This is a genomic window from Lentibacillus persicus, from assembly GCF_900112705.1.
Lineage (GTDB): Bacteria > Bacillota > Bacilli > Bacillales > Amphibacillaceae > Lentibacillus > Lentibacillus persicus.
On sequence record NZ_FOMR01000014.1, the window covers coordinates 1 to 15,560 of the forward strand.

Here is a 15,560-nt window from a genome sequence, read left to right on the forward strand (position 1 = left end):
CGGCATCCCGGTGGACTCACCATTGGATTGCGTATGGCCAGACGGGAAATTGAAGACCTGATTGACCAATACCATCGCCTTCAGGAAAAACTTGAAGCCGTTGATTCAGACATCGAAGAACTGCTTCAAGAGATTCCCGGAACCGATCAAATGCTTGCGATTAAGGGCGTGAATGTCCTGACAGTTGCCGCATTCTATGCAGAAGTAGGTGACATCACGAACTATCAAAGTCCGCGTCAAATTCAAAGCCTTGCCGGTCTGTCGCTGAGGCGCCATGAATCGGGTAAATACAAAGGGCAAACGAAAATCAGTAAGCGTGGGCGAAAACGACTGCGCAGAGCCTTATACCTGGCAGTTCGTCCAATGGTCGCTAATAATACGTCATTCAAGGCCTTACATGACTATTACACAACGCGACGTGACCACCCGCTAAAGAAACAGGAGTCGCTCATTGCCTTATGTAACAAGCTCATTCGTGTCCTATTTGTGATTGGCAAGAAACAATGTGCATTCGATGGCGAGAAGATGCTTCAGGATATGCCTCAAATGACCATGCAGAAAGCTGCCTAAAGCAAAGTCAAGACTGATTTATAAGTAAGTAAGACGTAAGAAATGCCAAGGGAGACAATTGAAGCGCAGAGCCGAAGCTTATAACATCCATTCGGGCAAAAGACCCTGCAAAGGAGCATTTTCGGCCTCCACCTCATGGATATGCCGGACGAAGGAATGTTTGGATACAATCCTGAGAGACATGGGAGGGTCAGCGACCATGAGTTCTGTGGAGATGGAAAAACGCGCGATTATAGTAAAATTTTCCATCACCTTCCTGGGAAGGTCCGGGTCGTTATCCTCCATTGCATCGGAAAATTCCGAAATGAAATGGATGCAATGAAATCGATGAGGATCCTCCATTGCATCGGAAAATTCCGAAATGAAATGGATGCAATGAAATCGATGAGGTAGCTTCAATCAAACCCCTAAGAAAATCAAAGCAATTTGGAGTAATTGGAAGAAAATCATTTATTTATAGAGGGAGGTACTTACATGAAGCGTATTTATATCCAAGATGTCATGGCACGTGACGGATTGCAAATTGAAGACCAATTCATGCCGACTGAGAAAAAAATTGATTTTGTTAATCGTCTGTCGGACGCCGGTGTCGACAAAATTGAAGTGACATCGTTTGTATCGCCGAAAGCCGTCCCGAATTTGCAGGATGCAGCCGATGTTATGACAGGGATTAAGCGTCATAAGGATGTCGTTTATGCCGCGCTGGTCCCGAATGTGAAAGGTGCTGAACGTGCTGCAGCTTGCGGTACCGATGAAATCAATCTTGTCGTGTCGGTGAGCGAAACACATAATCAAAAAAATGTGCGGCGCTCCGTCCACGAATCCTTCGCGGGTTTTCAGGATGTGGCGAAATACCTCAGCGGGACAGGGATACGCATTAACGGATCGCTTGCAACATCGTTTGGCTGTCCATTTGAAGGGAAGGTCAGAGATGAAAAAGTGCTGCGTTTGGTTGACGACTATCTTAAACTTGGTGCCGACAGCATAACACTTGCTGATACAACAGGGATGGCCACACCCAAGCAAGTAAACCGGCTCACGACAGAAATTTTAAACCGCTGGCCGGAATTGCCGTTAACGTTACATTTTCATAATACACGGGGGATGGGTTTCGCTAACGTTATGGAAGCAATTCGGGCAGGTGCCGTCCGGTTTGATGCATCCCTGGGCGGTTTAGGTGGTTGCCCGTTTGCCCCCGGTGCAACGGGCAATATTTGCACCGAAGATTTGGTTCATATGCTCGCCTTTATGGACTATCACATGAATGTTGACCTTGATCAGTTGTTATCAGCTTCCAAGGAGCTGGAAACTGTGTTGGGTCATGAAATTCCGGGGCAGGTTATCAAAGCTGGCAAAATTAATGATCTGCATGCAGTTTAAATCGTTTTTTAAACATAAATAATTGAAAATTAAGATCCTTTGGGAGGGATGAAAATGAATAAGCAGCGAAAAGAACCCATCAACTATCCGAAAATATGGATTGCCTTTGGTATTTTACTGGCATTGATCACACCTTGGTATTTCCCGGGCAGCTTTGATGATATTTTCATCTTCGGGTTACCGCTGTGGGCGATCATTATAATCATTGCTTCGCTGATGCTGTCAGCTACTTTATCCTATGTGATTAAGCATTTCTGGATGATTGAAGAAGAAAAAGAAGAAATCAAAGGAAAGGAGTGACCTGATTTATGGATTTAGCATTTTCAGGCTGGCCCGGGATTATAATTCTTGCCGTGTACGGGGCCCTCATGCTTGGGGTCGGGCTTTTCACATATTTACGTAACCGAAATATTCATGAAAGTCTTGATGAATACTATCTGGGCGGCCGGGGACTTGGTGTCACCGTGTTGTTCTTTACCTTCTTTGCGACACAATACAGCGGCAATACGGTTGTTGGTTATCCGCCGTCTGCATATCGCCAAGGCTTTGAATACTTAGTGTCTGTTCCGTTTTTCATTATGATAATTATGGCGTACCTTTTGTTTGCACCGCGACTTTACAGTATCGGCAAAAAATATAAGCTGGTCACACCTGCTCAATGGTTTGAAAAACGATATAAGTCGAAAGCGATTACAATTCTGGCGTCATTGCTTATGCTTTATGGGCTGGGCAACTATTTGCTTGAACAATTAGTCGCGATCGGTCAGGGCGTTTCCGGCTTGACAGGCGGCACGATTCCGTATCAGTTGGGTGTTATCTTTTTCGTTATTATCATGTTGATTTACGGCTGGCTGGGAGGTATGCGGTCCGTTGCTTATACCGATACAATCCAGGGCTTTGCGTTGCTGTTTGGTGTGTTTATGCTGCTAATCGGTTCAATCATTTATTTTGGTGGTGTGCCGACATCGACCGATTATATGCAGGCCTATTCGCCAGAAAAACTTGGTATACCAGATGCGCCTGGGGTTCGAAATTGGTTGAGTCTCCTACTGCTGATTGGTATCGGGGCTGCAGTTTATCCGCATGCGATTCAGCGAATATTCTCGGCAAAAAGTGAAAAAACATTGAAGCGTTCTTTCAGCCGGATGGCGTGGATGCCGTTTGCAACAGCCGGGGTTGTGTTTTTAATCGGGATTATCGGCATCAACGCGTTCCCGGGCTTGTCCACGGGCGAATCTGAACAGCTTGTCGGCATGATGGCAAGCAGTATCGCCAGTCAGAATATGATATTTTATTGGGCGATGATACTGCTGTTCGGGGGCGTCATTGCTGCGATTGTCTCAACAGCCGATTCGATATTGCTGACATTTCAATCAATTATTTCAAATGATTTGTACGGTAACTACATTAACCCTGATGCTTCAGAGCGGAAAAAGCTGCTCGTGGGTAAATTAATCGGTGTTGTAGCGGTCGGTATTCTGATATTGATTGCGTGGTTCCCGCCAGCGACGCTTTATCAGATATTTGTCCTGAAATTTGAACTGCTTATTCAGATTTCACCAGGATTTATTATAGGACTGTACTGGAACCGCCTGCATCCAAAAGCGGTCTTCGCAGGGATGCTTGCAGGAACCATTGTGGCATCGGTCATGACTATCTTTGATCTGTCATTGCTGAATATCGCGAGCGGTCTATGGGGACTCCTCTTAAACTTAATTATCTGTGTAATTGGCAGCCTCATGATGTCCGTATCTGAGAAAGAAGAAAGCGAATCAGAACAAGTCATAAGCGTGTAGGAATCTAGTGGGGGACAGGGTGCCAGCCCTGTCCTATATCGTGCGAGCCCGACAGTGAACCGTGCGAAAGTGGTAATGAAACGTGCGGGATATAGGGCAAACCGTGCTGGAGTGCCGGAGAATCGTGCGAAAGAACCGACAAAACGTGCGGGAGCTCAAGTGAATCATGCGGGCGTCGCGCCAAAGCGTGCGAGCTCGCCCGGTAAATTGTGCGAGCCATCGCCCCAACATTAATGTAAACGAAACGATGCTGCACATTAATGGTACGATTCATCGCTCCAATGATTACCCTGTCAAACAGGCGCCCGAAACACGCGTTTCAGACGCCTGTTTTTTGTTATGACTGCTGTTATATAAACGGAAGTCTTGCCGGGGGCCATAGATGCAAATTTTCTATAATTATAACATCCTCCCCGGATTCATCACGCCCATGTACGAACCCTCGCCCCGTAAGATTTTTTTACCCGGTACACTTTCAAATCAGCGTTCCAGGCGTTATGATGAATATTAACGGATAGTTAAATTATTGTGAATTCGGAAAGGAGTCATGTTTGTATGGTTTCAGCTGAATCGGTTGTTGGGCTTGTCGGTACGGGTGTTATGGGGAAAAGTATGGCTCGAAATCTGCAGAAGAGCGGTTATCCGATCAATGTGTTTACCAGAACTAAAGAAAAAGCGCAGGCGTTATTGGAAAATGGGGCTGTTTGGAAGAAATCCATCAGTCAGTTGGCCAATGATTCTGATGTTATTATCACCATGGTTGGTTACCCATCAGATGTTGAGCAGATTTATTTAGGTCAGAATGGGATAATTGAAAATGCCAAGGAAGGCACGTATGTGATTGATATGACAACGTCAAAGCCGGCACTTGCTGAAGAAATTGCCCGCCAGGCAGCTGAGCGGGATATTCACGTTCTGGATGCACCGGTATCGGGCGGCGATATTGGTGCGAAAAACGGTACACTTGCCATCATGGCTGGCGGGGAGCAGGACGTTTTTAATGACGTCATGCCTTTGTTTGAAATCATGGGTGACAATATCATTCTGCAGGGAGAAGCCGGCGCTGGCCAGCATACGAAAATGGTCAACCAAATCGCGATTGCCTCGAATATGATTGGTGTTTGTGAGGCGATTGCCTATGCGAAAGAAGCCGGGTTAAATCCATCACGTGTTCTGGACAGTATTTCAACCGGCGCTGCTGGCAGTTTTTCATTGTCAAAATTGGCTCCGCGCATGCTTGAGGGTGATTTTGAACCGGGATTTTACGTGAAGCATTTTATTAAGGACATGACGATTGCATTGGAGTCCGCCCGGGAGATGGGACTGACGACGCCGGGACTCGAGCTTTCACTGAAATTGTATCAGGATCTGGCGGTAAAAGGTGAAAATGATAGCGGCACACAGGCATTAATCAAGTTGTTTGAAAGGAACAGTCGCGTTTCTGATGACGAACAGGCCACCCGTGAGGAAAATAGGCTTGGCTGATTTATCGAATAAACTGCAAAGGGCTTTTGAGTTTCTTAATAAAGGGAGTCTCAAACAAGCTGAAATTTTGTATTTGGAATGTCTTGATAGAATTGACGACCCGTCATCAACCCTTTATAAACAGGCGCTTCACGGGCTGGCTTACGTGAAAAGTGAATTGAATCAGTACACGGAAGCCAACGAATTGTATTCGGAATTGTTGCGTAGAGCCCGGCAGGAGAGCGACAGTCAAAATGAGGCGATTGCTTATCATCAGCTCGGTCTCGTTCAGCGAATGGCGGGGAATTATGAGGCAGCACTCGGCTTTTTTGCTGAAGAATTAGCGATTTACGATACCTTTCGTTCAACGCCCCACCTGGGATTTGCCGCTAATTTGTATGAACAAGCGATGGTTCACCTGGGGCAGGAAAACCTGACTGAGGCACAGCGGCTGATGGAGGAGGCCCTCGATAATGCGGAAAAAACCGATGACTTCATTGTAATCGGCTCGCTCTACCGGGGCCTTGGCGATATTTATCAGCAGATAGCCCGTTCAGATGAAGCCAAAAAGCATTATCGGAACGCCGCCAATGCGTACCGGCAGGCAAATGACCTCAAGGCAGTCGAAGAAATAGAAAGAAAACTCGAGGGGGTCTGACCCCTTTGTCTCTTTTAATGAGCAAAAATTAAATGCTTGTAATGCTGGTATTTAGGGAACAGCTAGAGTAACGACACGCCGGGGCTAATTTTAATTGCTCCCGGTGAGATTTAAGGAGGAAAGCATGCATGGCTAATTTTAAACGGATGAAGTTTGCAGTGATTGGAGCAGGGTTTACCGGAACGACGACCGCTTTTTTGCTTGCACAGAAGGAGCTGGGTGATGTTGTATTAGTTGATGTGCCTGATCAGGAAGATCCGACGAAGGGAAAGGCGCTCGATATGCTGGAGGCGGGTCCCGTGGAAAAATTCAACGGGAATGTCACCGGCACATCGGATTATGAGGACATTAAGGATGCTGATATGGTTATTATTACAGCCGGGGTTGCCAGAAAACCCGGTATGAGCCGTGATGACCTTGTCAAAATCAATTCCGATATTATGGCTGACGTATCGAAAAAAATCGTTGCATATGCGCCGGACAGTTATATTCTTGTTTTAAGCAACCCCGTTGATGCGATGACGTATACGTGTTTTAAAACGACCGGGTTTCCTAAAAACCGGGTTATTGGCCAATCCGGCGTGCTGGATACTGCTCGTTTTAATACATTTATCGCACAGGAGTTGAATATTGCAGTGGAGGATGTCACCGGGTTTGTGCTTGGCGGCCACGGCGACAGCATGGTCCCGCTCATTCGCTATTCCAATGCCGGTGGAATCCCGATCAGTCATCTGCTGCCGCAGGAAAGAGTGGACGCCATTGTTGAACGTACGCGAAAAGGCGGCGGTGAAATCGTAAGCCTGCTTGGCAACGGGAGTGCCTACTATGCGCCTGCTGCGTCATTGGTGGAAATGACAGAAGCTATCATCAAGGATAAAAAGCGGATATTGCCTTCGATAGCCTATCTTGAAGGCGAGTATGGCTACAACGATATTTACTTAGGTGTTCCAACGATCCTTGGTGCAAACGGTATCGAGCGTGTGATTGAGCTGCCGTTAACCGATGATGAGAAACAGCAATTGGACCGCTCGGCCGCGGATGTTAAGGATGTTATAGCAAAACTTTAAGGTCTGACTGCTAAACGGCCCGGGTACACGCAACCGCCTGCGGGAAGCGAGGCCTCAATGGAGACTCTGCAGTGCGTTGTGCAAGGAGGTTCATCAGCCGCCCGCGGAAAGCGAAGTGTAACCGGGCCGCGGGTGAGATAAAATCATCTTTTCAGATATGATAAAAGAAAAATACAATGGTCGAGAGCCAGTTTCCGCAAAAACTTGACTCACTCAGATGCAAAGCAATTTTCGCCATAAAAATTTTTACTTTGTTATAATTAAATTAGTAAACAAAGTTTATTAAAAAAAGGTGGTCATTATGAAAGGTTGGCAATTTACTAAAACACACGAACCGCTTAAGCTTGTGGAACAAGAAGATCCTAAGGCAGCTCCTGGACGTGTTGTAATTGAAACGAGTGCAGTGGGTCTTTGTCACTCTGATGTGGGGACTTTAGAGGATGAAGGTTGGATGGCATTAATGCACCCACCAGTTATTATGGGTCATGAAAATGCAGGCACTATTACAGAAGTAGGAGAAGGGGTTACTGAGTTTAAGGCAGGCGATCGTGTTGCTATATGTCCAACCGGGCCTTCCGGAACGAATCCAGGATATCATTATGATGGTGGTTTCGGAACAAAAATTCATGCCCCGGCAGAGGATTTAGTTCATGTACCTGATAAACTTTCAATGGAAATGGCGGCTTCCGCAACAGACGCGGGAATGACTTCGTACTCGGCTTTATTCAATGTAGGTCAAGCAACACCTGATATGAACGTTGCCTTAATAGGTATTGGCGGATTAGGTCAGTTTGCATTGCAAGCTGCTGTAGCAAAAGGATTTAAAACGATTTATGCAGCAGATGTGAGCGAGAAAGCGCGTGAATTAGCTAAGGAAATCGGTGCAGTGGACGTTGTATCCGATATCAAGGAGTTAGCAGACAAAGATTTAGACTTAATTGTGGATTATGCTGGATTTGGAGATACCACTTCAGATGCATTAGAGGTCGTTAAACCAGGCGGGACTGTCGTATTAGTAGGGATGGGGAAATTAGAAACGACCATTAATACGACTTCATTTATCACAGGCGCTAAGAAATTATTGGCAAATGTGGGTGGGACACCTAAGGATATTGCTGAAATTTATGAATTAATGGCAGCAGGCAAACTGAATCCAAAATTAACGAAAATTAAATTTAAAGACATCCCTGAAGGAATTGAAAAATTAAAAGCCGGAGAAGTACAAGGCCGTTTAGTAGCCGTTTATGATGGTGATGAATAAATAGTACACCATACAGTCAAACCAATAAAAATAACCACCCATAGGCCTGGCAAGCATCATGGGTAGTTATTTTATAAAAAAACCTGTTATGTGAGTCGCCCCCTTGGAGGGCTGTTGTACATGACCGTTAGTGTATCTACACTAGCGGTCATTTTTAGTTTAAGCTTGCTTGGCATAACGTTCATCTATTTTTTGCTCAATCTTTTTCAATGCTTCTTCGTCATTGAGCAAATCCTCTTTAATTTCGTCTGTCAATTCTTCAAGTCGAGTTTGGTAACGCATATATCTCACTTCCTTTGTCATACTATTTCAAATCATGATTCTATTATAATATAAGAAATGCTTCAATTAAAACTTAATTATGACAAATATGTGAAAATTACACCGCAATTCGACAAATTTTGAGAGGTTTGCGCCATTCTTTAGCGATAGTATGACAAAAAAGGGATAACCACCAAAAATGGCAGTTATCGCTATAAACATAAATAGGAAAAAATATTCCTTTTTATAAAAAAAGGTTTAAATATTCCGTTATTGATTATATAGTGTGATTAAAATTATGAAAGGGGTTGCATAATGGAATTTAGTGCTTGGAACCTTTTGACAGATGTCGGGCTTATATCATTTTTGATGTTGGTGGGAACGGTTCTACGGGCCAAAGTAAGCTTATTGCAGCGTTCGTTTATGCCGGCAAGTATAATTGCAGGGATATTAGGACTGATTTTTGGTCCAAATGGATTAAACCTTATACCATTTTCAGGTTTCATAGGTGATTATCCTGGGGTGCTGATTGCCGTTGTGTTTGCAGCGCTACCTTTATCCACTCCCAAATTTAAATGGTCAGAAGTAGCTGGAAAAGTAGGAACGTTATGGTCTTATTCTCAGATAATAATGCTTCTTATGTGGGGAGTTGGCTTACTGTTTGCACTTGTGTTGCTTGTTCCATTATTTGATGTACACAACGGATTTGGCCTGATACTGGCAGCTGGTTTCGTGGGGGGCCATGGTACGGCAGCAGCCTTGGGTGATGCTTTCGCACAGCAGGGGTGGGGTGAAGCGACGTCTTTAGCCATGACCTCTGCGACAATTGGAGCGATATTAGCAATTATTGTAGGATTACTATTAATCCGATCCAGCGCAAATAAAGGTCATGCCAACTATATCAGTCGTTTTGATGAGCTACCTGAAGAGTTAAAGACAGGCCTTCTCCCGCGAAGCAAACAAAGTTCTATGGGAGATGAAACAGTATCAAGTATTTCAATTGATCCGATGATTTTTCATGTGGCATTAGTCGTTTTAGCAACAACCATTGGGTATTATTTGAGCCAATTTGGTGAATCGCTTTATGCAAATTTGTCCATTCCTGCATTTTCCCTTTCTTTCTTAATGGGACTGATTTTAAGATATTTGATGCAGAAGGCAAATGCGGATGATTATATTGATAAAAGCATCATGTCCAAAATAGGCGGAAGTGCTACAGATATTCTTGTTGCATTCGGTATTGCATCGATCAATTTAACTATTGTAGCTCAAAACATTGTGCCTTTTTCAATACTCATTGTTTTTGGGATTCTATTTTCCTATTTCTTCTATCGTTTTGTATCACAATTATATTTTCATGAAAATTGGTTTGAAAAAGGCATTTTTACATTTGGCTGGATAACGGGCGCTGTTGCAATGGGGATAGCTTTGCTTCGAATAGTCGACCCAAGACTGGAAAGCAATACATTGGATGAATTTGGTCTCGCATATATCCCCATTGCACCAGTTGAAATAGCCGTCATTACCTTCTCACCGCTATTTATCTTAAATGGTCTGCATTGGTGGTTCACAATAATTACGATAGGAACATGTGCGATTATATTCACTTTTTCCTACTATAAAAAATGGGTAAAATTTAAATTTAAATATAAGGAGAATGCTTAATGTCTGAAAAAGTTGAATTACTATATCTTAAGGAAGAAGAAGTTATCGAAGCCGGTGTGCTGAATATGGAGATGTGCATCACAACGATTGAAGAGATGTTCAGACTCATTGGAAAAGGTGACTATATTATGGGCGGCCCAAATAGGAACGATCATGGGCTCATGCTATGGTTCAATGAAGAAGAGCCATTTGAAAACATGCCTAAAGCGGGACCGGATAGAAGGTTCATGTCCTTGATTTCCTACCTGGGGGGAGATTTCAATGTCATTGGCAACAAATGGTATGGCTCAAACATTGAAAATCTAAATAAAGGATTGCCCCGATCTATCCACACGTTCACGTTAAATGACAAGGAAACAGGCGCACCGCTTGCTATTATGGCAGGAAATCTAGTGAGTTCAGCCAGGACCGGTGCAGTGCCTGGCGTGTTTTCAAAACATCTTGCCAAAAAAGAAGCTAAAGTTTTGGGTGCTGTTGGCGGGGGAGCCATCAACCAATCCTGCATTGATGCTATTACGACTTCATTAAATAATCTTGAGAAGGTCGTTCTCTTCGATATTAATGTTGAAAAGGGAAAACAGATTGCTCAAAAATTGGAAGGTGAGGTTAATTTGCCGGTAGAAGTGGTTGATAATATCGATGCATGTGTTGAGCAGTCTGATATCGTGACGGTTGCCACTTCAGGTAAGACCAAACCGGAAATAAAAGAAGAGAGTATTAAACCGGGCGCCTTGATTATTCTCACGGGTGCAGCCAGTTTTTCTGATGCGACCTACCAGAAGCATCGTGTTGTTGCCGATCTATGGTCGATGCATGAGAAATGGCTGGAAGATGGGCTGAATCACCCTGAAGGCATTTCAAGCATTACCAGTTGGACTATGTCGGGTGAATTACTTGAGAAGGTTCATAACGGTGAATACGACAGCAGCAAAATTGATGATATTGGTGACATTATCGCAGGAGAAAAACCAGGCCGACAATCTGAAGATGATGTCATCATTTGCATGACAGGAGGGCTTCCGACAGAAGATGTAGCTTGGGGCTACAAAGTTTATCAAAACGCACTAAAAAATAATATTGGTACAAAGCTTCCGTTGTGGGAAAGCTCTTATTTGATGAAATAAGACTACTATTGTCGCTTTGTTTCTTTTTTGTTGAACAGTCTGTTTTAGTAGAGAATTCTATGCCCTGTTGTGCCCGGAAAGTTGTATGTATTCCTCTGTTTTCAAAAAAAATGCCCCTTTCCAAAGCGATATGAATCATGTAAACTATTTGAAAATGATTGTTCAAGTCTTATCAGAAGTCAGAGGCGGCATGATTTTTTAAGTCACCAGGAGGGATACATATGGCTGAAGCAGTGAAAACCGCTATGATTGCAGGTGGAGGAATCGGCGGCCTTGTTACAGCACTCAAACTCCACGAAACAGGTGTGAAAGTTCGTGTGTTTGAACGCGTGGAAAACATTCGTGAGCTGGGCGTGGGTATTAATCTTCTGCCGCATGCGGTTCGGATTTTAACGGAATTGGGTCTTGCTGAAAAGCTGGAAGAGACAGGTCTTCCGACAGCAGAGCTCAGTTATTTTAACAAATACGGCCAGCAAATTTGGCAGGAGCCACGCGGGCTTCATGCAGGGTATCGCTGGCCGCAATATTCGATTCATCGCGGCCGATTGCAAATGCTTCTGTTAGATGCAGCCAAAGCACGGTTGGGCGAGGAAGCCGTACTGACTGGGCACCAATTAGATTCCTTTGAGCAAACGGATACCGGTGTTAAGGCTTATTTCATGAATAAAAAAACAGGCGAGTCGCTTGGGGCTCATCAGGCGGATATCATGATCGCCGCCGACGGCATTCATTCAACTGTGCGCAAACACTTTTATCCAAATGAAGGCGACCCGGTGTTCAGCGGACGAATGCTTTGGCGCGGGTTAACCGAAGCGCCTGCCTTTTTAACCGGAAAATCGATGATTATGGCCGGCTATCAGGACCAGAAATTCGTTGCCTATCCGGTTGATCCGAAATATACGGATGGGCGTTCACTGGTCAATTGGATTGCCGAACGATCGGTGGAAGAGGAAGTCCCGTCGCGTGCGGATTGGAATCAGAAAATTGATAAACAAAAATTTGCGCCTTACTTTGCCAATTGGGATTTTGGCTGGCTGCATGTTCCTGAGCTTATCGAAACAACGGATGCTGTCTATGAATTTCCGATGGTCGACAGAGATCCGGTCGACCAGTGGACATTCGGGAACGTAACGTTGCTTGGTGATGCGGCACACCCGATGTATCCGATCGGCTCGAATGGCGCATCACAGGCTATATTGGACGCGGATGCACTGGGGCGTGCTATAGCGGAGCATGACAGCGGAAAGCCTGCTCTAAAAGCGTATGAAGCAGAACGTTTGGAGCCGACAGCCACTATTGTCAAAAGCAACCGCAAGAACGGGCCTGAACATGTTATGCAGATTGTGGAAGAACGGGCGCCGCAAGGGTTTGAAGCGTTATATGATGTGATATCCAAAGGAGAACTCGAATCGATCACCGGCAGCTACAAGAAAATTGCCGGATTCGACCGTGAGGAACTCAATTTGAAATAAGTGTTAGCTGCCGGTTCAATGAGCTGGCGGCTTTTTTTGTGTAACATTTCGAGGTATTTTTCTAAATCACCTATGTGAAATATAGGAAAATTTAAGATAAATTATCAGTAAATAAAATATTTTGGAAATTTTTGTGTGAAAACGCTTTACAAAATAGGTCTTTAGCACTAATATAATAATAACTATTAGTGTTACATTATTACTTTCCAAAGGTGGTTTGTGCCGCTAAGTCAGAATCCGTCACGATAGTTACAAAGCCGGCTTTAAAGTCGAGAGGGGATGAGGAATGATTAAAAACAGAATAGCATTTGATGAGGTTTTTAGGCAAAATGAGCGGCGGTATCAATACTATAAGCGATATTGGAGAACGGAGTTGCATTGCGGATTTTTCAATGAAAGGCTTGTAGTTATTTGGTCGCCATACCGAAAATGGCAATCCGACGCAGGTGTTCTGGCGACATATTTCAATTATGTTATACGCAATCGCATGATGGATGCGTAAATGGAATCGATTAAAACGAATGGAACAAGAAGCTGGCAGTCGTATGGCAGGGATACATATTGATTGTTTGATAGAATAGCTAGTGTCTACAAAAACAACGCACTAAAATAAAGTGTTTTAGTGCGCTGGCGCACGTTTTAATTTCACACCGGGAGGGGGACAGGATGTCAGACACCTTGTCCCCTTATGACATATTTCCCTATATTATTACCTGGGCAATATAAATGTGAAAAGTTGTCGAAAGGTGTGGGGCTGCATTCATACCTATAGGATGTACGGCGATGAGCTCTAACACGCTTCTTCCTTAATTTATGTTAAAATAAAATCGTATAGAGCATCACAGAAAGAAGCGTTAATCATGACAACACATAATTCCAGCAAATCACCTTCACTTATTAGACAGGCATTAAAAGTAAACCGAAACCCATTTCCATGGCTCAAGGCGTTCCGGGCAGGTCTGGCAGCTGGCTTGCCGGTATTTATCGGATTATTGTTCGGAAATTTGCAGTACGGTCTGACCGCGGCTTTGGGCGGGTTTACATACTTGTATGTTTTCAATGTTCCCTATGCACAGCGGGCTAAGAAAATATTTTTCGTGGTATTAGCGATGACATTGATTGCTGCAATAGGCACGCTTGCTGCCCCTTACCCGTTGATGGTCGCCGTATTGATGGGAATTATTGGGGGCACAGCGGTCTTTATATTCGGGGCATTAAAAATATCCGGACCAAATGCTATCTTTTTTGTTCTTGTCTTTGCCATGATTACAGGGATGCCGGTCGATCAAGATGCGTTTCTTATCAGGGCAGGTCTCGTTTTTTCTGGCGGTGCGCTTTCCTGGATAATTGCCATGATCGATTGGTTCGTTAATCCGCATGGTCCTGAAACGGGGGTCGTCAAACGCGTCTATCTTGGGTTGGCATCACTATTGGACGCGGTTGGAACAGCGCATTTCAATGAAGAAAAACACCGTGTTATGTCAGTGCTGAAAGAGGCGGAAGACACCCTGGCTGCCGGCTATATCCCGTGGCGAACAACCGATTTATTTAACCGGCTGTACATTTTGACCGATCATGCCAACGTCATATTCACTTATATCGTTAACCATTTTGCGAACAGGGAAACCGCACTGCCGGGGGAATTAGCTGAATCTTTACGTATATTGGCCGAATCAATCGAAACGAAACCCAAACATGGTCGCGCCGCCCCGAAAGTTAACCGTCAAGACAGTGATGATGAAGCCGTTGCCACGCTTTACAGCAAGATTTTTGATGCAGATGCCATCTTTAACGAGCCATCTTCGAAAATCAATCAGGTTATTCGAATTTCTAAATCATCGCTTCGGACCATTTTCTTCGGCGCTTTTGATAAGAATTCCATTGTTTTTCTGTCATCCGTACGGTTTGCCGCGCTTACCATTGTGGCTGCGATTATCGCATTTGAGTTAGATTTGGCGCGGTCTTATTGGGTGCCGCTATCATGTGTGGCGGTTATGTCAGGATCCACGATTTTGGCGACGTACCATCGTGCCATTCAGCGTTCGATTGGTACCATAGTAGGCATTTTGATTGCGAGTGTTATCCTTGCTGCACAGCCGTCCGGATTTATGATTGCGTTATTTATTTTTCTTTTAACGGGCATTACCGAACTTTTCATTGTGAAAAATTATGGTTTGGCCGCATTGTTTTTTACGCCAAACGCACTTCTGATGGCCGAAAGCACAACACAGCAGGCTTTCAGTTTCTCATACTTTGCATCGGCAAGGTTAATCGATATTCTGATCGGCAGTGCCATTGGTCTGATTGGTGTATGGATGGTGGGAAGAAAATCAGCCTCCAGCCGCCTGCCGCATCTAATTGCCAAAACCATCCGGAGCCAGTCGCAATTTCTAATGGTTCTTTTTTCTGATCAGGGCGAAGGTTTCGATGCCACCAAAAGCAGAGAAAAGCTGAAGATGCGTACAAATATGGTTAATTTAAAAACAGTATATAATACCGCGTCAGGCGAGGTACCGGTTGATCAAAGAGCATTGGACTATTACTGGCCGATTGTATTTACGGTTGAACAATTGGGGTACTTGCTCGAAAGCTGTTCGAAGGATTATGGTAGTCCAAATCTCTCAGATGACAAATTGTCGCAGCTATTGTTTGCATTCGAGAAAATGGCCAACGCAATTAATCGAAAACGGGCGTCAGAACCTCAGGAATTACCTGAAATCGAAGGGCACCCAGGCATCCATAACGAAATTAAATCCCTGCAAAAACAACTCAGCCGATAGGGTGACAAGGTGTCAGACACTTTGTCACCATGCTATAATAAAGAGCATCAATGAATGTAAGA

Annotated in this window: 15 protein-coding genes; 13 read left to right on the forward strand and 2 right to left on the reverse strand. The window is 44.4% G+C overall.

Going from position 1 to position 15,560, the window contains the following annotated elements; translation table 11 throughout:
- From BMZ22_RS15055 to BMZ22_RS15075, 4 genes are all read left to right on the forward strand, one after another.
- On the forward strand, nt 1-570 hold a 570-nt coding region (locus tag BMZ22_RS15055), incomplete at its 5' end, for a transposase (RefSeq protein WP_143069992.1).
- Between the two features lie 474 nt (nt 571-1,044).
- Nucleotides 1,045-1,950, forward strand: coding sequence for a hydroxymethylglutaryl-CoA lyase (locus tag BMZ22_RS15065; RefSeq protein WP_090087083.1), 906 nt, complete (start codon nt 1,045-1,047; stop codon nt 1,948-1,950).
- A 54-nt stretch (nt 1,951-2,004) separates the two neighbouring features.
- Complete coding sequence (locus tag BMZ22_RS15070) at nt 2,005-2,250, forward strand: hypothetical protein (protein ID WP_090087085.1); 246 nt, start codon at nt 2,005-2,007, stop codon at nt 2,248-2,250.
- Nucleotides 2,251-2,258: 8 nt separating this feature from the next.
- Entirely contained in the window at nt 2,259-3,746 is a 1,488-nt protein-coding gene (locus BMZ22_RS15075; protein ID WP_090087087.1) for a sodium:solute symporter family protein, read from the forward strand.
- 4 nt (nt 3,747-3,750) lie between these two features.
- Here BMZ22_RS15075 and BMZ22_RS16800 read toward each other — a convergent pair whose 3' ends face one another.
- On the reverse strand, nt 3,751-4,020 hold the full coding sequence (locus BMZ22_RS16800) for a hypothetical protein (protein ID WP_143069993.1): 270 nt from the start codon (nt 4,018-4,020) through the stop codon (nt 3,751-3,753).
- Nucleotides 4,021-4,301: 281 nt separating this feature from the next.
- Between BMZ22_RS16800 and BMZ22_RS15080 the strand changes: the two genes are divergently transcribed.
- From BMZ22_RS15080 to BMZ22_RS15095, 4 genes are all read left to right on the forward strand, one after another.
- Nucleotides 4,302-5,231 (forward strand): NAD(P)-dependent oxidoreductase, encoded by a 930-nt coding sequence (locus BMZ22_RS15080; RefSeq protein WP_090087089.1) that lies wholly within the window; start codon nt 4,302-4,304, stop codon nt 5,229-5,231.
- Entirely contained in the window at nt 5,224-5,868 is a 645-nt protein-coding gene (locus tag BMZ22_RS15085) for a tetratricopeptide repeat protein (RefSeq protein ID WP_177183465.1), read from the forward strand. The genes BMZ22_RS15080 and BMZ22_RS15085 overlap by 8 nt, the downstream gene beginning before the upstream one ends.
- A gap of 128 nt (nt 5,869-5,996) precedes the next feature.
- Complete coding sequence (mdh, locus tag BMZ22_RS15090) at nt 5,997-6,935, forward strand: malate dehydrogenase (RefSeq protein ID WP_090087093.1); 939 nt, start codon at nt 5,997-5,999, stop codon at nt 6,933-6,935.
- Nucleotides 6,936-7,236: 301 nt separating this feature from the next.
- Nucleotides 7,237-8,196, forward strand: coding sequence for a zinc-binding dehydrogenase (locus BMZ22_RS15095; RefSeq protein ID WP_090087095.1), 960 nt, complete (start codon nt 7,237-7,239; stop codon nt 8,194-8,196).
- 159 nt (nt 8,197-8,355) lie between these two features.
- Here the strand turns inward: BMZ22_RS15095 and BMZ22_RS16805 are convergent, their stop codons facing one another.
- On the reverse strand, nt 8,356-8,478 hold the full coding sequence (locus BMZ22_RS16805) for an FbpB family small basic protein (protein WP_143069994.1): 123 nt from the start codon (nt 8,476-8,478) through the stop codon (nt 8,356-8,358).
- 294 nt (nt 8,479-8,772) lie between these two features.
- Between BMZ22_RS16805 and BMZ22_RS15100 the strand changes: the two genes are divergently transcribed.
- From BMZ22_RS15100 to BMZ22_RS15120, 5 genes are all read left to right on the forward strand, one after another.
- The gene (locus tag BMZ22_RS15100; RefSeq protein ID WP_090087097.1) at nt 8,773-10,122 is read left to right on the forward strand and encodes a sodium/glutamate symporter; all 1,350 of its coding nucleotides are present in this window, start codon (nt 8,773-8,775) and stop codon (nt 10,120-10,122) included.
- Nucleotides 10,122-11,246: a tyramine oxidase subunit B gene (locus BMZ22_RS15105; RefSeq protein ID WP_090087099.1), complete on the forward strand. Its 1,125-nt coding sequence runs from the start codon at nt 10,122-10,124 to the stop codon at nt 11,244-11,246. The genes BMZ22_RS15100 and BMZ22_RS15105 overlap by 1 nt, the downstream gene beginning before the upstream one ends.
- Nucleotides 11,247-11,467: 221 nt before the next feature.
- Nucleotides 11,468-12,718, forward strand: coding sequence for a flavin-dependent oxidoreductase (locus BMZ22_RS15110; protein WP_090087101.1), 1,251 nt, complete (start codon nt 11,468-11,470; stop codon nt 12,716-12,718).
- Between the two features lie 286 nt (nt 12,719-13,004).
- Entirely contained in the window at nt 13,005-13,220 is a 216-nt protein-coding gene (locus BMZ22_RS15115; protein WP_090087103.1) for a hypothetical protein, read from the forward strand.
- A 358-nt stretch (nt 13,221-13,578) separates the two neighbouring features.
- Complete coding sequence (locus BMZ22_RS15120) at nt 13,579-15,498, forward strand: FUSC family protein (RefSeq protein WP_090087105.1); 1,920 nt, start codon at nt 13,579-13,581, stop codon at nt 15,496-15,498.
- Nucleotides 15,499-15,560: the final 62 nt, after the last annotated feature.